Origin of the sequence: Flavobacterium sp., from assembly GCF_044361065.1 — a bacterium.
Classification (GTDB): Bacteria; Bacteroidota; Bacteroidia; order Flavobacteriales; family Flavobacteriaceae; genus Flavobacterium.
On sequence record NZ_JBIKJI010000014.1, the window covers coordinates 1 to 24,509 of the forward strand.

The following is a 24,509-nucleotide window of genomic DNA, read 5'->3' on the forward strand; positions in this document are numbered from 1 at the left end:
AACATTAGGCAATGCATTTACTATAACTGTTATAGGTGTTCTCAAACTTTCACAACCATTTACAGATGTTTGGCTAACATAATAAGGTGTAGAAGTTCCAACTATAGCAGTATTTGGAGTAGGCGCAGTTGTTTCAGCTGCACCGCCTGAAGATAATGCATACCATTTTAAATTGCTTCCTGTTGCAGTTAATGGACTCGCTGTTTGATTTTGACAATAGTTGATTACTGAAGTTCCAGGAGTTGCTGGTATAGGATTAACCACTACAGTAGCTGAAGGAGTTGAAAAAGTAGTGCTTTGACATCCTAATAATGAAACAGATACTAAATTTAAGGTTTGACTCAATGTAGCTCCCGGTATATTTACAGTTGCAAGTCCACTATTATTTAAAGTTATTGATGTATTCGAACCAGCGCCTATATTATAAGAAACCGTAGCGTTTGGCGTCCCAGTAATTGTAAAAATAGCAATATTTCCTGCACAAATAGGAGTAGTTGCATTTACAGAAGCGTTAGGTATAGCTTTAACTGTTACCTGTTGTGAAGCAGAATTAATACATCCATTATTATCAGTTCCAGTTACGGTATAGTTACTATTTGAAGTAGGATTTACAACGATACTTGAAGTAGTCAAACTTCCACCCCAATTATAACTGGTCGCACCTGTGGCTGTTAATGTTGTTGATGTTCCGTTGCAAATAGTTGAGTTTCCAGTAATAGTAAGTATTGGTAACGCATTTACTTGTACCCTAAAAGTTTCTGTTTTTGTACATCCGTTGCTATTAGTTCCTTCAACTGTATATGTTATAGATGAAGTTGGGCTTACAGTAATCGAACTAGATGTACTTTCAGTATTCCATAAATAGGAGTCTGCCCCCGTAATTTCTAATCTAGCTGACTGACCTATACAGATTGCTGTAGGTGAATTAACATCTTTAATTAAAGTTGGTAATGCTTTAACAGTAATTGTCATTGTAGCCGTAGTAGCACATTGACCAGCGGTTGGCGTGAATGTATAAGTTGTTGTTGCAGTATTATTTAAGGCTGGTGTCCAAGCACCTGTTATACCGTTATTAGATGTAGTTGGTAATGCTGTTAATGTAGCTCCAGAACAAATCGCTGGAACAGTTGTGAAAGTTGGCGTAATATTAGTATTTACTGTAATTGTCATTGTAGCCGTAGTAGCACATTGACCAGTGGTTGGCGTAAATGTATAAGTTGTTGTTGCAGTATTATTTAAGGCTGGTGTCCAAGCACCTGTTATACCGTTATTAGATGTAGTTGGTAATGCTGTTAATGTAGCTCCAGAACAAATCGCTGGAACAGTTGTGAAAGTTGGCGTAGCATTAGTATTTACTGTAATTGTCATTGTTGCATTAGTAGCACATTGACCAGTGGTTGGCGTGAATGTATAAGTTGTTGTTGCAGTATTATTTAAGGCTGGTGTCCAAGCACCTGTTATACCGTTATTCGATGTAGCTGGTAATGCTGTTAATGTAGCTCCAGAACAAATAGCTGATACTTGCGTAAAGCTTGTTGTGATGTTTGAGTTAACCGTTAATGTTGCTGGAGTTGAAGAAGTTGTTCCAGTACTATCTGTAATATCACAAGTGTAGGAGTCTGCATCAGTGCTTATAACATTTGCTATAGTTATTGTACTAGTTGTGGCACCACTTATTGTTCCACCATCTGTTAAAGCAGTTCCGTTTTTTTTCCAAGAATAAGTTAATGTTCCTGTACCTGAAGCTACAACTGTAAAAGTTGCAGTAGTACCTACACAATTTATTGTACTTTGTGGCTGATTAGAAATCAGAGGTCCAGTTACAACTTTAACTGTTTCGAAATGTTCGTTTACTAAGTTTGTAGTAACTGAATTAACTTTTATAGGGCTGTTGTTATTTATTTTATTTTCAAATGTATTTGAAAATAAAACATTAGATATTAACAATGTTGAAGCTAATAAAAACAGTCTTTTTGCGTATATATGTCTCATAATATGGAATTATAATTGTAGTACTAATGCTACAAAACTACAAAAATTTTGTTAATAACTTTATTTTACAACTAAAATTTTTAATTTTGAAATTCTGTTTCAAACAATTTTGAGTAATTTTAGTATTAAAATTGTTTTTTTATTTACATTTGAAAATTATAAAATTTGAATAGTATTTATAATTAATTTTATTATGAAAAAAGTAACATTTGTTTTATTAATTTTTATTTTAACGCCTTATTTTGCTTATACTCAAGCTGGCTATGAAATTATTGCAAATTTAAATAAGAGCAATGACACAATAGCTTATTTAACCTATTACCAATTTGATAAAACCTTTATTAAAGACACTTGTTTTACTGCAAAAAATGGTAAAATTATTTTTAAAGGAAAATCCAAATTAGACACCGGTATTTATTCAATTGTTAGTCAACAGAAAACAATTTATTTTGATTTTTTTGTAGATGAACAAAATCAAAAATTAGAATTCAATAATGAAAAAGAACCTGACAATATCCAAGGACTTTTTGCCTTAAATTCTCCCTCTCAATCTAATTTTATTGACTATTTGAAATTTGTAAGTAAACAAAATATAAATTTTATAAACTACAAAAACAGTGTGATTCTTAAAGACAAAAAAGACACGCTACTTTTAGTTGAAAAACAAAAAGAAATTGAGAAAGAAATTACTATTTATGAGAAAGATTTTTATACTAAAAACAAATCATCTTTTATTGGGAATGTCGTAAATTTTAAAATTGAAAAAATTCTTGAAAATGTTCCAAATGCTTCAAATGGTAGACCAGATAGTTTGATGGTCTATAACTATTATAAAAAACACTACTGGGATAACGTGAATTTCAAAGCTAATGAAACGATGAGAAACCCGTTTTTTTTCAATAAACTCAAAAAGTACTTCGAGACGGTTATTGTACAAAATCCAGACTCAATACTTGTTGAATTAGATCGAATTTTGGAAAAAACAGAAAAAGGAAGTGATTTAAAAAAAACTTTACTGGCTCATTTTATAAATTATTACGAAACTTCAAAAATTATGGGTTTTGATAAAGTATTCGTACATCTTTCGGATGCCTATTTAAAAAAGGGAGAAGGTGCCGGAATTTATAAAGACGAAACGGTAATTGATTCTATTATAAAAAGAGCTGATTTATTAAAACCATTGTTGGTAGGGTCTGTTGCTCCTGAATTATATTTAATTCAAGCTAAAGATTTCGCAGTTATAAATAAAATGGGGTTTAATGATGTAAAAGACAGTACTGATGTTACCAATAAATATTATGCAAATGTTGATGAAATAAATAAAATGTTTTTAACGCTTCAATCTGTAACTTCAGACTATATTATATTGGTTTTTTGGGATGTAGATTGTGGCCATTGTCAAACTGAAATACCAAAATTGTTAACGGTATATAATGATTTAATCAAACAAGGAAAAAATGTAAAAGTAATTTCAGTATATACAATGCACGATGGTGAAAAATTTTTAAATTACACTATTAAGAATGGTTTAACAAATTGGACAAATGTATATGATGGCGTTTATATTAATAACTTAATTACTAAATATGATGTCTACTCAACACCAGTAATATATATACTTGATAGTAAAAAGAAAATTTTAGCTAAAAAAATTGGGGTTGAACAAGTAAAGGATATAATTAATTTCAAATAATTAAATATTTATTCTGTATAATCACCTTGTTTTTCATTTATTTATGTGAATATGTTTTTATAAACAAGAGGTGTGTCCTCCTTATATAATTTACCTATTTCGTTATGTGATTTCAAATAATATTCTTTTAATATGTCTGGGGCTACAATTTTACAATTATACATCCAGTAAAAAATCCATCCAATTAATTCTCTGTTAATTCCACAGTTTAATTCCATTATTATTGTGTTTTTTTTCTTTGTAAATTTTTGGGATTCATGCCAAAAATGTTCTTTTATAAAGTTGCCTGTAACAAGTGAGAATTCAAGTAGAATAATATATGTTTCCCCATCTATATTTTTTGAAATCCCAAACCTATTTGACATTTCAGTATTAAAATTATCATTTATCTCCTCTAAATTATAAATAGACTTACGGTCTTTTTTTTGTATTTTATTTAATTGTAAAATATCGAAGACTTGATTTTTGTTTTCTTTTATATTAAAACCACCCAAATAAATTGATCCCCTATGTTTTATTATTTTTAAAGGTAATAATTCAATGCTTTTTTGGCTAAAAGTATGATTATCACCTGTAACATCATTTTTTAACTCTTTTATTAAAATGTTTTTTGATTCGATAATTGCTTCCTGCAAAATAGTTAAATTAATTTGCATTAGATCTACACTCAATAGATTGAAAAAATTTGAATGGGTTATATTGTGATTCATTGGCACATTTTTTTTTGGTGCTTTTGCTTTAACTTTTATAATTTTAAAATGAATATTATTTTCACTATTTCTATATTTAATTAAATTTTCATCATGTTCTAATAACATAGGTAATTCCTTAAAATCCCTTTGTAATTGACGAATACCAATAGCGTATTTTTGTTTTTTAAAAAAAACTATAATGTCATTATATGAACATGATTTTTTTAATAGTAATGTATAAATTTGCTTTAATCGATTTATTTGATTCATATTTTTTTATTTTAAGCGACAAGATAAGTCGTTTTTTATTTAAATACAATTTTGTATTCTTTTTTATTTTAATTTTGTAGTACTAATTCTAATTTATTGATTATGAAATTTTTTACTTTTTTAATGTTACTAGTTAGTAGCTCATTTTTTGCACAAACCATTTCTAAGCAAGTAATTGGTACTGCTGGAAAAACGCAAACCAATTCCAATCTTAAAGTATCTTGGACAACAGGAGAACCGGTAGTGGGATTAATGACGGCTGGAGGTAATCAATTAGGTAATGGCTATTATCCAGCAATGGATATACAAGCATTAAGTATTGATGATGTAGCTTTAAATGTAGAAATTAAGGTATATCCTAACCCCACCTCACAATCTTTGTATGTTTCCCACCCAGACTTAACATCGTTTCAAATACAGATTGTTGATATGAATGGAAAACAAATACACACTGGTACTATTCAAAAAGAAATTCCTTTAGATGTTTCAAGTTATACCCAAGGCATATACTTGGTAACAATTGAAGATGCCATCAACCATAAAAAAAATACGTATAAAATTATTAAGAAATAATGAAAAAACTATACACCCTTTTAACATTAGTACTTACACTAACCACTTTTGCCCAAGCCCCACAAGGCTTCAATTATCAAGCAACCGTTCGTAATAGCGCTGGTGCTTTAATAGTAAACCAAAACGTAAACTTTAAGTTCAATATTATGTTGAATTCAACTACTAGTTTACCTGTTTTTAGTGAAACTCATTTAGCACCAACCGATGATTTAGGGCAAGTAAACTTAGTTATCGGAACAGGAACTGCTACTATAGGTAGTTTCTCAACCATAAACTGGGGAACTGGAAACTATTACTTAGGCATTGAATTAAATACAGGCTCTGGTTATGTTGCAATGGGAACAACTCAATTATTGAGTGTGCCGTATGCTTTGTATGCGAATAGTTCAGGGAATGCTCAAGCAACAACACCTAATTTAGCTTCAGTTTTAGCAGTTAATAATAGTGCTAATAACACAAAAATAACCAATTTAGCTAACCCAACAAATGCTCAAGATGCTGTAACTAAAAGTTATGTAGATGCTCTTAATAATAATTCATCATTAATGAAATTTAATGGTTGGGATAATTATCAAGTTTGGAGTGATAACTCTACATTTCAATTACAACCTAATTCATTTCTATTTTTGAATGCTAACAATACGACACTAATATTTCCAAATAATACTTCAAATTTTGGTGATGTTATTTATGTATATGTGATGCAAAAGGAATTACCTAATGTAAATCTTCAAGCAAACGGACCTGCTTTAATAGCTGTACCTGATAATAGTGCACCTAACGATTTTTATTCTACCTCTTCAGGTACAATTACAGGGAAATTTAAAGGAGGTCTTAATACAATTGTACAGGTTGGTGATTATTGGATGGTTGGCGATTTTGAAAAGACTGGAACATTTCCTAGCGTTGCAATTGGAACACAAATATGGAGCACTACCAACTTGGATGTAACCACTTACAGAGATGGTACTCCTATACCTCAAGTAACCAATCCAAATGCATGGGCAAACTTAACAACGGGAGCATGGTGTTATTATAATAATAACTCTGCAAACGGCACAACTTATGGCAAATTATACAATTGGTATGCAGTAGCAGGAATACATGATAACGATCCTAATACACCAAATAAAGTATTAGCCCCATCAGGGTGGCACATACCTAGCGATACGGAATGGAGTACTTTAATTAATAATCTCGACCCTACCGCTAATGGTGGACAAGTTTATCCTAATATTGCAGGCGGAAAAATGAAATCAACTGGAACTACACTTTGGGTTAGTCCAAATACTGGCGCAACTAATATAAGTGGATTTACTGGACTTCCTGGAGGAACTTTTGGAGGAAATAATACATTTTATGGAATTAACACAAATGGAAACTGGTGGAGTTCATCAGAAATTAATGGGTCAGATGCTTGGTATCGATATATAAATTACGATAACACTAATGCCGCTAGGCATTTTGCAAATAAAACTTTCGGACATTCTGTTCGCTGTGTTAGGGATTAATTATACATAATATGAAAAAACTATACACCATATTAACATTAGTAATTACACTAATTACTTTCGCCCAAGCCCCACAAGGCTTCAATTATCAAGCAACAGTTCGTAATAGCGCAGGTGCTTTAATAGTAAACCAAAACGTAAACTTTAAGTTCAATGTTATGTTGAATTCAGCTACTAGTTTACCTATTTTTAGTGAAACTCATTTAGCACCCACAGACGATTTAGGTCAAGTAAACTTAGTTATTGGACAAGGAACAGCCACAACTGGCACTTTTTCAACCATAAACTGGGGAAATGGAAATTATTTTTTAGGCATTGAATTGAATACAGGTGCTGGTTATGTAGCAATGGGAACTACACAATTATTAAGTGTACCTTATGCGTTGTATGCGAATAGTGCGGGGAGCTCACCATCTCAAGGAAAAACCTCTATTTATTTAACGGGAAATATTACAGATACTCAGGCAGCTGCTAAAATTGCTGCAGAGCTAGGTCCAAACACAGATAATGTTTATGTCTTGAATACTACACAATTAACTACTATAGATTTAACAGGATTGAATATTTGTTCTTTAATACAGTTTAGACATAATGATAATTTAACGACTGTAAATTTAAATAATTTATCAACTATTTATAATCAAGCTATTTTTGAATACAATCCTATGCTAAGTAATATAAATTTAAGTAATTTAAGTTTTGTACCAGGTTCATTAGAAATATTTAGAAATCAATTATTATCATCAATAAATTTACCATCTTTATTAAATGGTCAATTAAGTATTGGACAAAATCCATCATTAGGTTCAATTAGTTTACCTGTTTTTTCACATAGTTATGGATTTAATTTAATACAAAATATTTCTTTGAATAACCTAACCTTACCCTCTTTAACAAATTCAAGAGGTGGTTTTAATTTTTGGGGAAATTCTTTTACATCGAATACAATAAATTCACTATTAAACAAATTTCTTACTGTATTACCTGCCTCAGGTAAAACTATTCAATTAAATAATCAAAATCCACCAGCACCCCCAACAGGACAGGGAATAATAGACAAACAAACTTTGATTAACACTGGAAATAATGTTACAACTGATTAAAAATCACTATCAATACCCAATCAAACCAGGCTTTGTAAATTCGAAATTTTGTAGACCAAAATCGGAAGTAGAGAGGGCATTGGTTTTATATATAGAATTGCCATCAGGAATATTTGGATAATACGATAGCGAAAATTGAAACGAGCTAAAAACAAGAAAGTCATTACTGATAATTAAGCCCATACTTATTTGCGAATACAGTTTGCTATTGCTAAAACCACTATTTTCTTGTCCCAACATTCCTCCGGTGTAACTCATGTATGGATTTAGTCGAAAACCTAAAAAACGCCATGGTGAATACCCTTGTGATTGTATGGTAAATAGTAGTTTTTTAGTACCAAAAAGGGTGGTGCTGCTAAAGCCTTCAATACCATTTTGGCCATCATTTAATGTAAGTCTATCGTAATTACTATTCAAACGATTATTACCTATAAGCAGTTGAGGTTTTATAAAATGCCTGAATTTCCACTTTCCATATTCTTGTAAATTGGTAAAGTAAACCAGTTGCAAACTGGTGGCGGATTGATTGGTTTTTCCCAAATCTAAAAAGGCACCAAATTCTAAATTCCCACTTAAATAACCAAATTTATAATACCTACCCAACGCCATTTTTCCACCGGCATAAAATTTGTATTCATTATATTTTTTTTGGTATCCTGAGGTTACGCTGTAAACAAACCCTGATGCCACATCTTCCACCACATTAAAATTGAAAATATATTTGTCTTGAGTAAATTTTCTTGAAGTAATTCCAAAACTAATTAAATATAGTTTTTCTACGTTGTAAATATTTAAACTATCAGCATTTACAAAAGGGGTATCGCTATAATTTTTATTAAAATATCGGGCACTTGTAATAAAATTTGTGGTTCTATCATATTCGGAATTTCCTTTATTTATTTGAAAAGAATGTCCTGTCCAATAGTCTTGATAATTAAATTTCGAATTCTGAATGCTTTGTGCTTGATTCGCATCTGAAGCATTAATTTTACTTAAATTTTGTCCAAACTGAATTCCACCTGCCCATCGCGTATAAGCAGAAAAGAATGGCCTTTCAATCGTTACAGATTTATCGTAATTCCTATCAAAATCCGTTTCATACTTCAATCGGGTACTAATGAATGAATTTTTTATAGTAGGCACAAAATAATTAAAACTGTATCCAAATTGTTTGCTGGTTAAACTTTTGGTGTACGAATTGGCAAGTTCGTGCCCCAAACCAAATATATTTCTTTCTCTAAGATAAAATTTTGTTTTGGTAGTTGTAGGCGATACATCGGGTGCTAAACTCCAAGAATCTAAAATGGTTAAATACACATCTACAGAATCTTGGGCAACTATTTTCATTTCAGATGCCACGCTTCGGGTAAAACGTTGACTTCTTATTAGCCTTTCGGATTCTTTCATTAAAAGTGAATCTAACGGAACATTTTTCTTAATTAATAGTAAATTTTTTATGGCTATTTGTTTCGTTTTAATATGCACTGCATTTCCCGCTTTTTCAGCAAAGTTTTTTGGACTTTTTAATGAATCTGTTTCTGAATATCCAAATGGATCTAAGGTTTTAATATGAATATTTCGAACAATTTTTCCTTCAAAAGCAGCATAATTTTTTGTATTTATTTTTTGAAAACTACTTTTTGTTACTTTTTCTGTTTCTACCGAATGAAAAATAAGTTTATGGATAAATTTGGTAAACTTTCTCTTTTTAGAATATTTTTCAATCGCGCGATATCCTTTTGAAGTATCTTTTTGAATCTGATTTTCTTGCGCACAAACAAATTGATAACTAAAAAATAGCAATAGGTATAGTGATATTTTATATTTGAAAATCATATTTATATTGTTTTACAAAATTACTATTAAATTAAATAGCAAATCATATTTGTAATTAAAATTACTATCATATTAAATAGTAATAATATATAGATTTTATTCCTTTGTAACATATATCACATTTCATTATTTTAGAAGCACTATCTTTGTAAAAAAATAATAGTATATGTTCGTATTTTTAAAAAATTTATTGTCTTTTAAATGTCCGCGTTGTCACGAAGGGAAATTATTTGTAAATAAATGGTATAGTTTTCCAAACGGAAATAAAATGGTTGAAAGATGTAGTGTTTGTGGCCAAAGAACGGAACTTGAACCTGGTTTTTTCCAAGGAACGGGTTACGTTAGTTACGGTTTAACCGTTGGTTTTTCGTTAATTACTTTTGCTATTTGGGTTTATGTAACCGGATATACACTTCAGAATAAAGAAATTTTTTGGTGGTTGCCAGTTAATATTTTCTTTTTAATTCTATTGCAACCTTGGATTATGCGTTTATCAAGAATTATTTGGTTAACTGCATTTTTTCATAGTGACGATGAATTTTTCGATTAAAAATAATCTTATGATATTTATCACAATTTTATTTAAAAATTACTACTAAATTTGTATCGAATTTAAATGAAAATGATTTCAATTTCCATTTGAAAAATAATTAACATATGAAAATAGAACAAATTTATACAGGTTGTTTGGCGCAAGGTGCCTATTACATCACTTCAAATGGCGAAGCAGCTATAATAGATCCATTACGCGAAACAGCTCCTTATATGGATAGGTTATCTGCAGATAATGTAACATTAAAGTATATTTTTGAAACCCATTTTCACGCTGATTTTGTTTCTGGGCATTTAGATTTAAGTACGCAAACCGGTGCGAAAATTGTATACGGACCTACTGCAAAACCAGAATTTGATATCATTTCAGCTAAAGACAATCAAATATTTGACGTGGGAAATATTAAAATAAAAGTGCTACACACGCCAGGACATACTATGGAAAGTACGTGCTATTTATTAATAGATGAAAACGGAAAAGATACCGCTTTGTTTTCTGGTGATACCTTATTTATTGGTGATGTTGGTCGACCAGATTTGGCTCAAAAAGCAGCATCCATGACACAAGAACAATTGGCAGGGATTTTATTTCACTCTTTACGAGATAAAGTAATGACTTTAGCAGATGATGTAGTGGTATACCCTGCACATGGAGCGGGTTCTGCTTGTGGTAAAAACATGAGCAAAGAAACGGTTTCAACTATAGGTGAACAAAAACAACAAAATTATGCATTGCGTGCCAATATGACTGAAGACGAGTTTATAAAAGAAGTTACCGATGGTTTATTGCCTCCACCAGCTTATTTTGGTATGAATGTAGCTATGAATAAAAAAGGAATTCCTTCTTTTTCAACAGTTTTAAATAACGGAAAAAACGCTATTGATGTTGCCGACTTTGAGCAACTTGTTGAAGACAGTGGCGCTTTGATTTTAGATACAAGAAATGCTGCAGATTTTTCGAAAGGATTTGTACCTCAATCTATAAATATTGGAATTAGTGGTGATTTTGCGCCTTGGGTAGGTGCTTTGATTGCTAATGTGAATCAACCGATAGTATTAGTTACAGAATCTGGAAAAGAAGAAGAAACCGTTACAAGATTATCTCGAGTAGGTTTCGACGCCGTTTTAGGACATTTAAAAGGTGGTTTTGAAGCCTGGAAATCAGCTGGATTTGATGTGGATACTGTACATAGAATTACCGCAGCACAATTTGAAAATGAAGTTAAAATTGGCGAAAGTAAAGTAGTAGATATTAGAAGAGAAAGTGAATACGAAGCTGAACATATTGAAGACGCTTACAGTAAACCTTTAGCTTATATTAATGATTGGGTGAAAGACATCAATCCAAACGAACACTTTTTTATACATTGTGCTGGGGGCTACCGCAGTATGATTGCGGCTTCTATATTACAAGCACGTGGATATAGAAATTTTTCAGAAATTGAAGGAGGTTTTAATGCCATTGCGAAAACAGATTTACCTAGAACTGATTTTATGTGTCAAAGTAAGGTATTGTAAAATTACTTTTTAGAAATTGATTAATTTTAAGTGCATACAAACTTTTGTATGCACTTTTTTTTATTTAATTTTACCAAATAAATACATTTTATTTTATAAATTCTTAATGAAGAAAGTAATACTTATAACTGGTGGTTCATCAGGAATTGGAAAAGCCATTGGCGAATTTTTATTAGATAAAGATTATATTGTGTATGGTACAAGTAGAAATACCGCTGCAATTTCTAATTCTAAAATTAATTTGATTGATTTAGATGTTCGAAATATGACTTCAATTGAAGCTTGTATTGCTAAAGTGTTACTTTTGGAAGGCAGAATTGATGTCTTAATAAATAACGCTGGCGTCGGAATTACAGGACCACTTGAAGAAATTCCTTTAGAAGAAATTAAAAATAATTTTGAAACTAATGTTTTTGGACCTATTGCTACTATGAAAGCGGTTTTGCCACAAATGCGCCTTCAAAAAAGTGGTTTAATTATTAACATCACATCCATTGCAGGTTATATGGGTTTGCCTTTCAGAAGTGTCTATTCTTCTTCAAAAGGTGCTTTAGAATTAATTACCGAATCCTTACGAATGGAAACTAAATCCTTTGGAATCCATATTACCAATGTGGCTCCAGGTGATTTTGCTACCGATATTGCATCTAGACGATTTCATGCTCCAGTTCAAAAAGGATCTGCATATGAAACAGTATATCAAAATCAGTTAAATATGATGAATGAGCATGTTTCTGGTGGTAGTAACCCTATTGAAATGGCTGTAGCTATTCATCAAATAATTGAAACTAAAAATCCTCGTATTCATTATAAAGTAGGCGCTTTTATGCAAAAATTTTCTATTGTTTTAAAGCGTATCTTACCTGATAAAATGTACGAAAAAATCCTAATGAATCATTATAAATTATAGAATCAAAAAGTAGAATCTGTAAAAAGAAATAGAATATTGTATTTCAATTTCCTACTTTTGTACGCACAAACAACACACAACAAATTTAAATTCAAAAAAACATGAAATTTTTTATTGACACAGCAAATTTAAAAGACATTGCAGAAGCACAAGCTTTAGGAATTCTTGATGGCGTAACTACAAATCCATCGTTAATGGCTAAAGAAGGTATCACAGGAAAAAACAATATCTTAAAACATTATGTAGACATTTGTAATCTTGTAGATGGCGATGTAAGTGCAGAAGTAAATGCCTTAGATTTTGAAGGAATGGTAAAAGAAGGTGAAGAATTAGCCGATTTACACGAACAAATCGTAGTAAAATTACCAATGACTAAAGAAGGAATTAAAGCGTGTAAATATTTTTCAGATAGAGGCATAAAAACCAATGTTACTTTAATATTTTCAGCGGGTCAAGCTTTATTGGCTGCTAAAGCTGGAGCAACATATTGTTCTCCATTTTTAGGCCGTTTAGACGATATTTCAACAGATGGTTTAAATTTAATTGATGAAATTCGTCAAATTTATGACAACTATAGTTTTGAAACTCAAATTTTAGCGGCTTCAGTACGTCATACTATGCACGTGGTAAATTGTGCTAAAATTGGTGCTGATGTAATGACAGGACCTTTATCTTCAATTACTGGATTATTAAAACACCCACTTACTGATTTAGGAATTGCTCAGTTTGTAGCTGATTTCGAAAAAGGAAATAAATAATATTTTTTATACATTAAAAAGGCGTCCCGATAATTCGAGACGCCTTTTTTTATGCATTTTTATTTCTAATTTCTATTGTAAATAACTTTCAAAATTGGCATCAAATAAGCTTACAAAAGCATTATTTATCGTGCCGTTTTTATTTATAATTAGTGTTCGGTATACTTTATTAATTACCCATTTATTTTGTAATTCTTCAAAATCTAATGCTCTTAATTCAATGGAATTGGAATATTTCTTTGTTTTAATTTCTTTTAACCAATCTTCTTGCGTGTTATTGATATTTATAGCTATAAATTGAATGTCAGGATACTTTGCTTTTAGTTCATCTACTTTTTTATGTGAATAGAAAGAATGCGAATCCGATTGTTTGGTCCAAAAATAAATAATTGTTTTTTTAGTGATTAATTTACTAATCTGAACTTTTTTATTATTAGTGTCCAACACATTAATTTCTGGTAACACATTATTATTTCTAAGTTTTTGAATATTATTTGCCGTCTTCATTACTTTAGCTTTCATATTCTCATTTGAGACCATTTTTGAATATAAAGTAAAAAACTTCCCGTTATTTATGGAACATTGATCTGAAAGTAAATACATATTGGCAATATTATTGACAACCAAATTTTTAACGTGTTTGTTTTTTATAAGTGTATCTATAATTTCAAGTTTTTTAATATTATTTTCTAAACTCATATCGTCTAAATTCCCTTTGCTTTTGGTTAGTACAATATTGTTTAGCATACTTGTCATATAATTAATAAAGGGAGAATAGTACAATAAATTGGCTTGATTCACATCAATTTTTTTTCTGTAATTATAGTACGATTTTGGTAAATCGGTTTTTATATTTTCACCAGTTTTAAATTCGTGTACTATAGGAAAAACTTCTTTTTTGTAGGCATAATTTAATAAAATATTGGTTTTTGCTACTTCGTCAAATTCTTCAGACCAGTTGATAAATGCTTTTCTTTTATTGTATAAATTTTTAATATTTTGATTGGAAGAATCTATATATTTAGAAAATACTTTTTCAGGTTGTTCGTAAACATCAAATAAATCATTTTTTAATTTCATGTCTTTTAAATACAATTCCATCATAAAATTGTTTTTCTCATCACCACGTCCGCAAAACATTAAGGAATTATCAAAATCATTGCTGTTTAAACGAATCATTAAACTATCATTTTTATCAAAAAACACATATTGATATTCGGGATCGTGTTTAAAACTGTATAATCCTGGTGTTAATGAATCGAATTTATGAAAAAAGCGATTGTTTTCATCTAAATAAAAAGTATCCACCACTTTGTCGTTTTTCATAAACACAACAAAATTATTCTTTGGATTTTCAATTTCACCACCAAAGTACGCCACATGATTTTCACCCATGAAGCCATCTTTACAAGATACTAAAGAGGTTGCAAGAAGTAAGAAAAAAAAGTATTTAATGAAAATGTAATTTTTTTGCATAGTTTTATTTAAACATAATAACAAATGTATTTGATTTAAAACAGTTAAGATGTTAATGTAGCGTTAAAAATTACAAATAGAATATTAAAATAAAACTGTGAAAACTCGTTGCTTTTTGCTAATTTTGCGGTAAATTAAAATAAAAATACATGCTTACAATTTCAAATTTATCGGTACAATTTGGTAAAAGAATTCTATTCGATGAAGTAAATACCACGTTCACTCAAGGAAACTGTTATGGGATTATTGGTGCTAACGGTGCTGGAAAATCAACATTCTTAAAAATCATAGCTGGTGAATTGGATCCTACTTCAGGTAGAGTAATTTTAGAACCAGGAAAACGTATGTCGGTTTTAAATCAAAATCACAATATGTTTGATGAATTTACGGTTTTAGACACGGTTTTAATTGGTAACAAAACGTTACACGCTATTAAATCTGAAATGGATGCTTTGTATGCAGATTATGATGATAAAAATGCCGATAGAATAGGCGAGTTGCAATTGCAATTTGACGAAATGAATGGTTGGAATGCAGAAAGTGACGCAGCTTCTTTATTATCTAATTTAGAAATTGGCGCTGAACACCATTATACTGCAATGGGTGAATTAGAAGGTAAATTAAAAGTTCGTGTGTTGTTAGCTCAAGCTTTATTTGGTAATCCTGATGTATTGATTATGGATGAGCCAACAAATGATTTGGATTTTGAAACCATCGGTTGGTTAGAAAATTTCTTAGCAAATTATGAGAATACGGTTTTAGTAGTTTCGCATGACCGTCACTTTTTAGATGCAGTTTGTACTCATATTTCAGATATTGATTTTGCGAAAATCACACATTATTCAGGAAATTATACTTTTTGGTATGAAAGTAGCCAATTAGCGGCGCGTCAGAAAGCCCAACAAAACAAAAAAGCAGAAGAGAAAAAAGCAGAATTAGAAGAGTTCATTCGTCGTTTTAGTGCCAATGTGGCGAAATCTAAACAAGCTACTTCTCGTAAAAAAATGATTGAAAAATTAAACTTAGATGAAATTAAACCATCAAGTAGAAGATATCCAGCTATTATTTTTGAAACCGAGCGTGAAGCGGGTGACCAAATTTTAAATATACAAAATTTATCAGCATCGCAAGATGGAGACGTTTTATTTAAAGACATCCATTTGAATATGGCAAAAGGCGATAAAATTGTGGTTTTCTCTAAAGATTCTCGTGCAACAACAGCTTTTTATGATATTTTAAATGGATTAAAAAAACAAGATTCAGGAACGTTTGATTGGGGAATTACCACCACGCAATCGTATTTACCAGTTGAAAATCATAGCTTTTTTGATAGTGTTGATTTAAATTTAGTAGATTGGTTACGCCAATGGGTAAAAACAGAAGAAGAACGCGATGAAGTCTATGTTCGTGGTTTTTTAGGAAAAATGATTTTCTCAGGAGAAGAAGCCTTAAAAAAATGTAATGTACTTTCTGGAGGCGAAAAAGTACGTTGTATGTTGTCTCGAATGATGATGATTCGTGCCAATGTATTAATGTTAGATGAACCAACCAATCACTTAGACTTAGAATCTATTACTGCATTTAACAACTCGCTAAATAACTTTAAAGGGTCTATTTTATTAACAACACATGACCATGAATTTGCTCAAACCGTTGGAAATAGAATTTTAGAAATTACGCCAAATGGTGTTATCGACCGTTACATGACGTTTGATGAATATTTAGAAGACGATAAAATTAAAGAATTACGTACAAAAATGTATTCTTAATTTACGATTTACGATTTTGGATTTACGAATTGTTATTTATAAATAATCCCGAGTTTTGCTCGGGATTTTTCGTAAATCCAAAATCTAAAATCGTAAATAAGATTATTCTTCCAACAAATCTGGTCTTCTGGCTAATGTGTGTTCGTAGGCTTTTTGTTCGCGCCATTTTTCTATTTCTGGAAAGTTACCGCTTAACAAAATATCTGGAATTTTAATCCCTTTATATTCTGCTGGACGCGTATATATTGGTGGTGATAATAAATTATCTTGAAAACTATCGGTTAGTGCAGAAGTTTCATCATTCAAAACTCCAGGAATCAAACGAAATAAGGTATCGCATAAAATTACTGCACCTAATTCACCACCCGATAACACATAATCGCCAATAGAAATTTCTTTAGTAATGTGCATATCGCGCACACGTTGGTCAACGCCTTTGTAATGTCCACATAAAATAATTAAATTTCCTAACATCGACATAGAATTGGCCATTTTTTGGTTTAGCGTTTCTCCGTCTGGTGTCATGTAAATGATTTCATCGTAATCGCGTTCACTTTTTAGTTTGGTAATGCAATCGTCAATAGGTTGAATATTCATCACCATACCAGCACCACCGCCAAATTGGTAATCGTCAACGCTTTTTTGTTTGTTCGTACTATAATCGCGTAAATTATGAAAATGGACTTCTACCAAGCCTTTATCAATGGCTCTTTTCATCATCGAACCTTCAAAAGGACTTCTAATTAATTCTGGTAAAACGGTAATGATATCAACGCGCATAGTTTTTTAGTTTTGAATTCTATTAAGTTGCAAATATAGTATTCTTTTAAAAGCATTTTGCCCAATGGTTCTAAATTCATTTTTGATTTATTTTTTGATTAAAAACCATTCAAATATAGGTAAAAAAGTAGTAAATTTGTACTTTAATTTAAAAAGAAAAAGCAATGCAAGACGGAATTTACGCTAAATTTAATACAGCAAAAGGTTCAATTTTAGTAAAGTTAACTCACGATAAAACACCTGGAACGGTTGGAAACTTTGTAGGTTTGGCTGAAGGTCAATTAGAAAATAAAGCAAAACCAATGGGTACTCCATATTATAATGGTTTAAAATTTCATAGAGTTATACCTGACTTTATGATTCAAGGGGGTTGTCCTCAAGGTCAAGGAACAGGTGGTCCTGGGTACCAATTTGATGATGAATTTCATCCAGAATTAAAACATGATAAGCCAGGCGTATTATCTATGGCAAATGCAGGACCTGGAACTAATGGTTCGCAGTTTTTTATCACACACGTTCCAACCAATTGGTTAGATGGTAAACATACTGTTTTTGGTCATGTTGTGGAAGGACAAGATGTTGTTGATGCAGTGGCTGGAAATGATGCTTTAGATTCAATTGAAATTATTAGAGTAGGTGCTGAAGCAGAAAAATGGAATGCTATTGAAGCGTTTAGAACCTTCGAAGGTTCTCGTGAAAAAAGAATTTTAGAACAAAAACAAGCTGCTGAAGCCGCAATGGAAAAATTAGCCGCTGGTTTTTCAAAAACAGAAAGTGGTTTACGTTACCAAATTATTCAAAAGGGTAGTGGAAAACAAGCTGAAAAAGGTAAAAAAGTTTCTGTGCACTATCAAGGTGCTTTAGAAAACGGACAAGTTTTTGATTCATCGTATAAAAGAAAACAACCAATAGATTTTCAATTAGGAGTAGGGCAAGTTATTGAAGGATGGGATGAAGGAATTGCCTTATTACAAGTAGGTGATAAAGCTCGTTTTGTAATTCCATCGTATTTAGGATATGGAAGTTCAGGTGCTGGAGGCGTTATTCCACCAGATGCTACTTTAGTATTTGACGTTGAATTAATGGATGTGAAATAAGAGTAGGCAGTATTCAGTTTTTAGTAATCAGTAAGAATTGAGTAAAAAAATAACTTATAAAATCCGTTTCGATATCTTTTCGATACGGATTTTTTATATATTTGAAAATCTAAAAAAAAATAAATGAAATCAAGCGTATTAATTGGATTAGTGATTGTATCAGTTGTATTTGCCTGTGCACCAAAAAAAGTTGTTGTAACAGAGGAAATTCCGGTTGTTAAAGAAATCGCAGCTGAAAAGTTAGAAATAACAGCTGAAGTTATCGCTGAAGGTAAAAATTTATATACCACAAGTTGTGCGGATTGTCATAGTTTATATGAAAAAGAAAGTTTTACTGCAGAACAGTGGAAACCGATAGTTATTCGTATGCAAAAAAATACTAAGCTTACCGATTTACAACGTGAAAAAATATATGCATATTTAACAACGCCACAATTTTAATTTATAGGTAAAATCTACTTTGGTTCGTTTTTTGCGAACGTTCAATTATGAAGAAATTTATTTTACTTATTTTTATTTCAGCTTTTGGCTTTTCGCAAGAAGGTTTACCGCATTGTGGGTATGATTTCACGACTTATTTGGTAGCCAACCCAATTGATAGTGCTACCAAAAAAATCATTAACGATTTGCAGATTACTTTAGTAGATGCGCAAGGAAACGAAGTTGTAAATACCAATAACGAATTTAGTTTAATTCATAAAGATAAAACCTTAACTTTTGCTAAAAATTACAGAGTTACGCTGGCAAATGCTGAAGAAAGATGGTTTTACAACATTTGCGAAGACCAATATTTGCTGCAATTAAAAGCTAATTTTACTCCAGAAGAAAAAGGGTATTCGGTAAAAATAGAAGATCCTCTTAAACGTTACCCAACAACACTTGTTCCTGTTTTTAATAGTAATTTATACGTTTTATGTACGACAAAAGTAAAAAGCTTTGGTCCGAAAATGACAAATAATATGATTACTACAGAAATAAGTAAGTAATTATTCTACTTTTTCAGCAGTTACTGTTTCAGTACTGTCGTTAACGATTACTTTTTTAGGAGCTGTTTCTTTTTTAATAATAGGTATAAAAATTTCTGTCACCCATTTTGAGGGTTCATTTACTTCTGGAACAGATTTTTTGTAAATTCCAATATAAAATCCTTTTTTGTCTTCGTTGAATTTTTTTGTTTTAATGTAATTTCTTGTTTTAGCCCACGCTTTTTTCATATGAGAATAATCACCTTTTAATGTGGTTTTTATAGCTAAAAATGAGCTGTAGTTTTTACCTTGAATTTGACTATCTGGTGTTGTGAATACTTTTTCTTTTACTGGAACGCACATTGCATAAACTATTTTGTTTTCGTTTTCATAATTCTGAAACATTACAAAAGGCACTTCTAACGTTTCAATATCATTTGATTTGATGAAATTTTTCATTGTTTTTAACAATGCTTTAGATTTTTTCGGAAAATCTTTAACTAAACAAGAATCTTTTTGTTCTAAATAATTAATTGAAGGTCTGTTCACCAATCCTTCAACTTTTATATCATATTCACCTAATTCACTTACAAAATAGTTGTTAATTTTATTTAAACTTTCTTGTATCTGCGGACCTACATAACTAGTAATTCCTCCATTTAATACAGAATATATTTTTTCTGTAAATGATAAATCGCCTTTAATAGTTACGGATGCTAACGTATTGTTTCCCAATTTCTTGAATTTCCAATGCAATGTTTGCTTGTTATCGTTTTGAATAAAGAGTTGCGATATGGAATCTTTTTGAGCAAAAGTGGTAATAATAGCATTTTCAGAATCCCATTTTACATATGATTTTTTTCCAATAGTATTTTGAGAAGTGGTAAAATTAAAATTTTCTTCTGTATTGAATTGTTGCCAATCATTCCAATTAGAAAAATCGTTTACATATTCAAACACAGAATTACTTGGTGTATTTATTTCTTTTTGTTTTGTAATTTCATAAGTAGCAGGTTGTGTGGCAACAAAAACTACAAAAGCCAAAAGGAATAGCAGAAATAAAAGCGATAAATATTTTAAAATTTTCATTTATTTGGGGATTTAAAATCAAATATAATAAATTATTCTTTTATGTAACCCTTAATTAAAAATAAGAATAAAATAAAAAGTAAAAATCCCAAAACAATCCATTTTACTCCTTTATATTGCTGTTTATGTATTTTTTTATCCTTTAAATACATAAAAACAATAATTGTTATAAAAGAAATTGCAAATAAAATTGCAAATACACTTTGTCCTTTTGAAAACATGTTGATAATTTTTTTTTCAAATTTAAGGATTACAAGTTTTAAAATATAATTTTATACCATATAATATCAAAAAAAAAGATTGCCACGAATTATCAAATTTCAATTAATGTTTAAACTTATATTATGCAAAAACAATTAAATGCAGTAAAATTATTTCATACTACTTATGGATTAGGTGTAAGTGAAGAAATGAAAGCCGATTTAGGAACTCAGAAAAACAACCTTCGTTTTGAATTAATGAAGGAAGAAAACGAGGAATATTTAGAAGCTGTACAAAATAATGATATAGTAGAAATTGCGGATGCACTTGGCGATATGTTATATATTTTATGTGGTACAATTTTAGAACACGGGTTGCAACATAAAATCGAAGCTGTGTTTGATGAAATTCAGCGAAGTAATATGAGTAAATTAGGAGAAGATGGAAAACCTATTTATCGTGAAGACGGAAAGGTAATGAAAGGTCCAAATTATTTTAAACCTAATTTTGAAGCTATTTTAAAGTAAATAATTTTTATGACTAGTTCAAAATAAACATATAGTGTTATAGAACTAGTCATAATTATAGTATTACATTTCAATTTCAACTTGATTTCTTAAAATATCTTCAAAAGTTTCTCGTTGCCTAATCAAATGAGCTGTGCCGTTTTTCCATAATACTTCTGCAGGTTTTACTCTGGAATTGTAATTGGAAGCCATTGAAAAACAATATGCGCCTGCATTTTTAAAACTTAAAATATCACCTTCATGAATTTCAGAAATTCTTCTGTTTGTTGCAAAAGTATCGGTTTCACAAATATAGCCTACCACGGAATAATAACGTTCTTTTCCTTTTGCATTTGATATGTTTTCTATGTGATGTTCTGCTCCATAAAGCATCGGTCGAATTAAATGATTAAAACCGGTATCAACACCAGCAAAAACTGTTGAAGTGGTTTGTTTTACAACATTTACTTTCGCTAAAAAAACACCTGCTTCGCTAACTAAAAATTTGCCTGGTTCAAATACTAAAGTTAAATTTCTACCATATTCTTTTTCGAAGGCAAGGAAGCGTTTGCTTAATTTTCTACCAAATTCTTCAATATCCGTTTCAATATCTCCTTTTTTATATGGCACTTTAAAGCCGCTTCCGAAATCAATAAAATCAAGATTTTTAAATTGTTTGGCAGTTTCAAATAAAATTTCGGCAGCATATAAAAATACTTCAACATCTAAAATATCAGATCCTGTGTGCATATGAATACCATTGATATGCATTTTTGTATTTTCTACAATTCGAATAATATGAGGCAATTGATGAATCGAAATACCAAATTTACTATCAATATGTCCAACAGAAATATTCGCGTTTCCTCCAGCCATAACATGCGGATTTACTCGAATACATACTGGAATGGTTGGATGTTTTGCGCCAAAATGTTCTAAAATAGATAGATTATCAATGTTTATTTGCACACCCATTTCGGCTACTTTTTCAATTTCTTCAAAAGAAACACCATTTGGGGTATACATAATTTCGCTAGGTTGAAAACCGGTATGAAGTCCAAGCATCACTTCTTCAATAGAAACCGTATCTAATCCACAGCCTTCATTTTTTAATAATTTTAATACAGAAACATTTGAAAGTGCTTTTACTGCATAATGAATTTTAAAATTTTCAATCTTATGAAAAGCTTTTGTTAATCTATTATATTGCGTTATAATTTTTTCGGCATCGTACACATACAATGGACAACCAAATTCTTGTGCTACTTGTACTAATTCTGAATTTTGCATTTTTTATTTTTTTGTAAAAGTAGTTTAGATAATTTCCAAACTAAAATTATTACACAAATAAAATAATTAAATAACAAAATGTTATAAATATAACAATAGCTATACTAAATTATCAAATTTAATTTTAAAAATCAGAATAAAATTAGTCAATTACCAATTACTTTATTATTTTTGTCGCACTTTAAACAAGATTAACTCATACATAATTATGAACGTACACGAATATCAAGGTAAAGAAATATTAGCAAGCTATGGCGTGCGCATACAACGTGGTCACGTGGCCAATAATGCAGAAGAAGCTGTAGAAAAAGCAAAACAATTAACTGCTGAAACCGGAACAGGTTGGCATGTAATAAAAGCTCAAATTCACGCAGGTGGTCGTGGAAAAGGTGGTGGAGTTAAATTAGCTAAAAATTTAGACCAAGTTAAAGAAATTGCAGGTCAAATTATTGGTATGGATTTGATTACGCCTCAAACACCTCCAACAGGAAAAAGAGTTCATAAAGTTTTAATTGCTGAAGATGTATATTATCCAGGTGAATCTGAAACGAAAGAATTTTATCTGTCTGTTTTATTAAATAGAGGTAAAGGTCGTAATATGATTATGTATTCTACAGAAGGTGGAATGGATATTGAAGAAGTGGCTGAACATACACCGCATTTAATTTTTACTGAAGAAATCGATCCTTCAGTTGGTTTACAAGGATTTCAAGCAAGACAAATTGCTTTTAATTTAGGTTTATCAGGTGAGGCATTTAAAGAAATGGTAAAATTTGTAGATGCTTTATATAAAGCGTACATTGGTTCAGACGCTACTATGTTTGAAATTAATCCAGTTTTAAAAACGTCAGATAATAAAATTATTGCAGTTGATGCTAAAGTTGATTTAGATGATAATGCTTTATTCCGTCATAAAGATTTAGCTGAAATGCGAGATGTTCGTGAAGAAAATCCTATTGAAGTTGAAGCGAAAGAAGTTGGTTTAAATTATGTAGATTTAGATGGAACGGTTGGATGTATGGTAAACGGTGCTGGTTTAGCTATGGCTACTATGGATTTAATTAAATACGCTGGTTTTGAACCTGCAAACTTCTTAGATGTTGGAGGAACTGCAGATGCAAAACGTGTTGAAACCGCTTTCCGTATTATTTTAAAAGATGCGAATGTAAAAGCTATTTTAATTAATATTTTTGGTGGAATTGTACGTTGTGATAGAGTAGCACAAGGTGTAGTTGATGCTTATAAAAATATGGGTGATGCTATTAAAGTGCCAATTATTGTTCGTTTACAAGGTACAAATGCAGAAATTGCAAAAGAGTTAATTGATAATTCAGGTATGCCAATTTTATCAGCAGTTCAGTTTCAAGAAGCAGCTGACCAAGTAAAAGCAGCATTATCTTAATAAAATTATTTTTATTTTATATATTTATCCCGACTTAGGTCGGGATTTTTTTTATATTTGAAAAATAAAGGGGGATTAGCTCATTTGGCTAGAGCGCTACGCTGGCAGCGTAGAGGCGACCGGTTCGAATCCGGTATTCTCCACTATAATTTAATTCAATAAACATTTTTCTTTAACTTTTTTGTAATAAAATTTTAATCTATAAATGTTACTTGAATAATAAATTTGTTATTTGTTATATATTAATTAATTTTATAAAAAAATTAACTTAAAATATAAAAATATGAAAAAAATTATTTTAAATGTTTTTACATTAGTTCTGTTTATATCATCTTGCTCAAAAGAAGAAAGTAATGTTGCCCCACCAGAAGAGACTAAAGTTTATAAAGTTTTTTCTGTAGCATCGTGTATTAGTAATACTGTTACAAATGTTAGCGATGATGATATTTATATTGAATTTGATTCACCATCTTTTACACCTATAGTTAATAAATGGTATAAAGATGAAACTAACGTTTTTTACTTT

The 24,509-nt window shown here is 30.5% G+C and carries 22 protein-coding genes and 1 tRNA gene; 16 read left to right on the forward strand and 7 right to left on the reverse strand.

All coding sequences use genetic code 11. The features are described from left to right. On the reverse strand, nt 1-1,992 hold a 1,992-nt coding region (locus tag ACIQ11_RS01830), incomplete at its 3' end, for an immunoglobulin domain-containing protein (protein WP_396152255.1). A gap of 193 nt (nt 1,993-2,185) precedes the next feature. On the opposite strand from ACIQ11_RS01830, the gene ACIQ11_RS01835 reads away from it, so the two are divergent. Then, complete coding sequence (locus ACIQ11_RS01835) at nt 2,186-3,685, forward strand: thioredoxin-like domain-containing protein (RefSeq protein WP_396152257.1); 1,500 nt, start codon at nt 2,186-2,188, stop codon at nt 3,683-3,685. A 41-nt stretch (nt 3,686-3,726) separates the two neighbouring features. Here the strand turns inward: ACIQ11_RS01835 and ACIQ11_RS01840 are convergent, their stop codons facing one another. Further along, entirely contained in the window at nt 3,727-4,647 is a 921-nt protein-coding gene (locus ACIQ11_RS01840; RefSeq protein WP_396152259.1) for a WYL domain-containing protein, read from the reverse strand. A gap of 102 nt (nt 4,648-4,749) precedes the next feature. Here ACIQ11_RS01840 and ACIQ11_RS01845 point away from each other — a divergent pair, with 102 nt between their 5' ends. The 3 genes from ACIQ11_RS01845 to ACIQ11_RS01855 are packed head-to-tail and all read left to right on the forward strand — an operon-like array spanning nt 4,750 to nt 7,834. Then, nucleotides 4,750-5,220 carry a T9SS type A sorting domain-containing protein gene (locus ACIQ11_RS01845; RefSeq protein ID WP_396152261.1) on the forward strand — a complete coding sequence of 157 codons (471 nt, stop codon included), beginning with the start codon at nt 4,750-4,752 and terminating at the stop codon, nt 5,218-5,220. Then, nucleotides 5,220-6,731 (forward strand): FISUMP domain-containing protein, encoded by a 1,512-nt coding sequence (locus ACIQ11_RS01850; protein ID WP_396152263.1) that lies wholly within the window; start codon nt 5,220-5,222, stop codon nt 6,729-6,731. The genes ACIQ11_RS01845 and ACIQ11_RS01850 overlap by 1 nt, the downstream gene beginning before the upstream one ends. Nucleotides 6,732-6,742: 11 nt before the next feature. After that, on the forward strand, nt 6,743-7,834 hold the full coding sequence (locus tag ACIQ11_RS01855) for a hypothetical protein (protein WP_396152265.1): 1,092 nt from the start codon (nt 6,743-6,745) through the stop codon (nt 7,832-7,834). A 9-nt stretch (nt 7,835-7,843) separates the two neighbouring features. Here ACIQ11_RS01855 and ACIQ11_RS01860 read toward each other — a convergent pair whose 3' ends face one another. Then, nucleotides 7,844-9,670, reverse strand: coding sequence for a hypothetical protein (locus ACIQ11_RS01860; protein WP_396152267.1), 1,827 nt, complete (start codon nt 9,668-9,670; stop codon nt 7,844-7,846). A 166-nt stretch (nt 9,671-9,836) separates the two neighbouring features. Between ACIQ11_RS01860 and ACIQ11_RS01865 the strand changes: the two genes are divergently transcribed. From ACIQ11_RS01865 to fsa, 4 genes are all read left to right on the forward strand, one after another. After that, a complete protein-coding gene (locus tag ACIQ11_RS01865) occupies nt 9,837-10,220 on the forward strand; it encodes a DUF983 domain-containing protein (RefSeq protein ID WP_396152269.1) in 384 nt (127 codons plus the stop codon). A gap of 107 nt (nt 10,221-10,327) precedes the next feature. Beyond that, nucleotides 10,328-11,740 (forward strand): rhodanese-like domain-containing protein, encoded by a 1,413-nt coding sequence (locus tag ACIQ11_RS01870; RefSeq protein ID WP_396152272.1) that lies wholly within the window; start codon nt 10,328-10,330, stop codon nt 11,738-11,740. A 106-nt stretch (nt 11,741-11,846) separates the two neighbouring features. Beyond that, on the forward strand, nt 11,847-12,650 hold the full coding sequence (locus ACIQ11_RS01875; protein WP_396152274.1) for an SDR family oxidoreductase: 804 nt from the start codon (nt 11,847-11,849) through the stop codon (nt 12,648-12,650). A gap of 101 nt (nt 12,651-12,751) precedes the next feature. Beyond that, nucleotides 12,752-13,408, forward strand: coding sequence for a fructose-6-phosphate aldolase (fsa, locus tag ACIQ11_RS01880; protein ID WP_291242710.1), 657 nt, complete (start codon nt 12,752-12,754; stop codon nt 13,406-13,408). Between the two features lie 72 nt (nt 13,409-13,480). Here fsa and ACIQ11_RS01885 read toward each other — a convergent pair whose 3' ends face one another. Next, on the reverse strand, nt 13,481-14,884 hold the full coding sequence (locus tag ACIQ11_RS01885) for a TlpA family protein disulfide reductase (RefSeq protein ID WP_396152276.1): 1,404 nt from the start codon (nt 14,882-14,884) through the stop codon (nt 13,481-13,483). Between the two features lie 149 nt (nt 14,885-15,033). Here ACIQ11_RS01885 and ACIQ11_RS01890 point away from each other — a divergent pair, with 149 nt between their 5' ends. Next, nucleotides 15,034-16,653 carry an ABC-F family ATP-binding cassette domain-containing protein gene (locus tag ACIQ11_RS01890; RefSeq protein ID WP_396152278.1) on the forward strand — a complete coding sequence of 540 codons (1,620 nt, stop codon included), beginning with the start codon at nt 15,034-15,036 and terminating at the stop codon, nt 16,651-16,653. A 102-nt stretch (nt 16,654-16,755) separates the two neighbouring features. Here the strand turns inward: ACIQ11_RS01890 and trmD are convergent, their stop codons facing one another. Next, nucleotides 16,756-17,433: a tRNA (guanosine(37)-N1)-methyltransferase TrmD gene (gene trmD, locus ACIQ11_RS01895; protein WP_396152280.1), complete on the reverse strand. Its 678-nt coding sequence runs from the start codon at nt 17,431-17,433 to the stop codon at nt 16,756-16,758. Between the two features lie 164 nt (nt 17,434-17,597). Here trmD and ACIQ11_RS01900 point away from each other — a divergent pair, with 164 nt between their 5' ends. From ACIQ11_RS01900 to ACIQ11_RS01910, 3 genes are all read left to right on the forward strand, one after another. Beyond that, nucleotides 17,598-18,530: a peptidylprolyl isomerase gene (locus ACIQ11_RS01900; RefSeq protein WP_353151534.1), complete on the forward strand. Its 933-nt coding sequence runs from the start codon at nt 17,598-17,600 to the stop codon at nt 18,528-18,530. 123 nt (nt 18,531-18,653) lie between these two features. After that, a complete protein-coding gene (locus ACIQ11_RS01905; protein ID WP_396152282.1) occupies nt 18,654-18,971 on the forward strand; it encodes a cytochrome c in 318 nt (105 codons plus the stop codon). Between the two features lie 47 nt (nt 18,972-19,018). Then, nucleotides 19,019-19,516: a hypothetical protein gene (locus ACIQ11_RS01910; RefSeq protein WP_396152284.1), complete on the forward strand. Its 498-nt coding sequence runs from the start codon at nt 19,019-19,021 to the stop codon at nt 19,514-19,516. Here the strand turns inward: ACIQ11_RS01910 and ACIQ11_RS01915 are convergent, their stop codons facing one another. Further along, nucleotides 19,517-20,584 (reverse strand): GyrI-like domain-containing protein, encoded by a 1,068-nt coding sequence (locus tag ACIQ11_RS01915; protein WP_396152286.1) that lies wholly within the window; start codon nt 20,582-20,584, stop codon nt 19,517-19,519. Between the two features lie 344 nt (nt 20,585-20,928). Here ACIQ11_RS01915 and ACIQ11_RS01920 point away from each other — a divergent pair, with 344 nt between their 5' ends. Next, nucleotides 20,929-21,312, forward strand: coding sequence for a hypothetical protein (locus ACIQ11_RS01920; protein WP_396149524.1), 384 nt, complete (start codon nt 20,929-20,931; stop codon nt 21,310-21,312). Nucleotides 21,313-21,375: 63 nt separating this feature from the next. Here the strand turns inward: ACIQ11_RS01920 and lysA are convergent, their stop codons facing one another. Continuing rightward, entirely contained in the window at nt 21,376-22,581 is a 1,206-nt protein-coding gene (gene lysA, locus ACIQ11_RS01925; RefSeq protein ID WP_396152288.1) for a diaminopimelate decarboxylase, read from the reverse strand. Between the two features lie 208 nt (nt 22,582-22,789). Here lysA and sucC point away from each other — a divergent pair, with 208 nt between their 5' ends. The 3 genes from sucC to ACIQ11_RS01940 form a co-directional block, all read left to right on the forward strand. Continuing rightward, a complete protein-coding gene (gene sucC / locus ACIQ11_RS01930; RefSeq protein ID WP_396152290.1) occupies nt 22,790-23,983 on the forward strand; it encodes an ADP-forming succinate--CoA ligase subunit beta in 1,194 nt (397 codons plus the stop codon). Nucleotides 23,984-24,052: 69 nt separating this feature from the next. Further along, nucleotides 24,053-24,126 (forward strand) — tRNA-Ala (locus ACIQ11_RS01935). Between the two features lie 140 nt (nt 24,127-24,266). Then, a partial coding sequence (locus ACIQ11_RS01940; RefSeq protein ID WP_396152292.1) for a hypothetical protein occupies nt 24,267-24,509 on the forward strand: 243 nt, incomplete at its 3' end.

Coding starts and splice junctions, on each gene's coding strand:
- ACIQ11_RS01835 (WP_396152257.1), top strand. CDS start 2,186: ATGAAAAAAGTAACATTTGTTTTATTAATTTTTATTTTAACGCCTTAT.
- ACIQ11_RS01840 (WP_396152259.1), bottom strand. CDS start 4,647: ATGAATCAAATAAATCGATTAAAGCAAATTTATACATTACTATTAAAA.
- ACIQ11_RS01845 (WP_396152261.1), top strand. CDS start 4,750: ATGAAATTTTTTACTTTTTTAATGTTACTAGTTAGTAGCTCATTTTTT.
- ACIQ11_RS01850 (WP_396152263.1), top strand. CDS start 5,220: ATGAAAAAACTATACACCCTTTTAACATTAGTACTTACACTAACCACT.
- ACIQ11_RS01855 (WP_396152265.1), top strand. CDS start 6,743: ATGAAAAAACTATACACCATATTAACATTAGTAATTACACTAATTACT.
- ACIQ11_RS01860 (WP_396152267.1), bottom strand. CDS start 9,670: ATGATTTTCAAATATAAAATATCACTATACCTATTGCTATTTTTTAGT.
- ACIQ11_RS01865 (WP_396152269.1), top strand. CDS start 9,837: ATGTTCGTATTTTTAAAAAATTTATTGTCTTTTAAATGTCCGCGTTGT.
- ACIQ11_RS01870 (WP_396152272.1), top strand. CDS start 10,328: ATGAAAATAGAACAAATTTATACAGGTTGTTTGGCGCAAGGTGCCTAT.
- ACIQ11_RS01875 (WP_396152274.1), top strand. CDS start 11,847: ATGAAGAAAGTAATACTTATAACTGGTGGTTCATCAGGAATTGGAAAA.
- fsa (WP_291242710.1), top strand. CDS start 12,752: ATGAAATTTTTTATTGACACAGCAAATTTAAAAGACATTGCAGAAGCA.
- ACIQ11_RS01885 (WP_396152276.1), bottom strand. CDS start 14,884: ATGCAAAAAAATTACATTTTCATTAAATACTTTTTTTTCTTACTTCTT.
- ACIQ11_RS01890 (WP_396152278.1), top strand. CDS start 15,034: ATGCTTACAATTTCAAATTTATCGGTACAATTTGGTAAAAGAATTCTA.
- trmD (WP_396152280.1), bottom strand. CDS start 17,433: ATGCGCGTTGATATCATTACCGTTTTACCAGAATTAATTAGAAGTCCT.
- ACIQ11_RS01900 (WP_353151534.1), top strand. CDS start 17,598: ATGCAAGACGGAATTTACGCTAAATTTAATACAGCAAAAGGTTCAATT.
- ACIQ11_RS01905 (WP_396152282.1), top strand. CDS start 18,654: ATGAAATCAAGCGTATTAATTGGATTAGTGATTGTATCAGTTGTATTT.
- ACIQ11_RS01910 (WP_396152284.1), top strand. CDS start 19,019: ATGAAGAAATTTATTTTACTTATTTTTATTTCAGCTTTTGGCTTTTCG.
- ACIQ11_RS01915 (WP_396152286.1), bottom strand. CDS start 20,584: ATGAAAATTTTAAAATATTTATCGCTTTTATTTCTGCTATTCCTTTTG.
- ACIQ11_RS01920 (WP_396149524.1), top strand. CDS start 20,929: ATGCAAAAACAATTAAATGCAGTAAAATTATTTCATACTACTTATGGA.
- lysA (WP_396152288.1), bottom strand. CDS start 22,581: ATGCAAAATTCAGAATTAGTACAAGTAGCACAAGAATTTGGTTGTCCA.
- sucC (WP_396152290.1), top strand. CDS start 22,790: ATGAACGTACACGAATATCAAGGTAAAGAAATATTAGCAAGCTATGGC.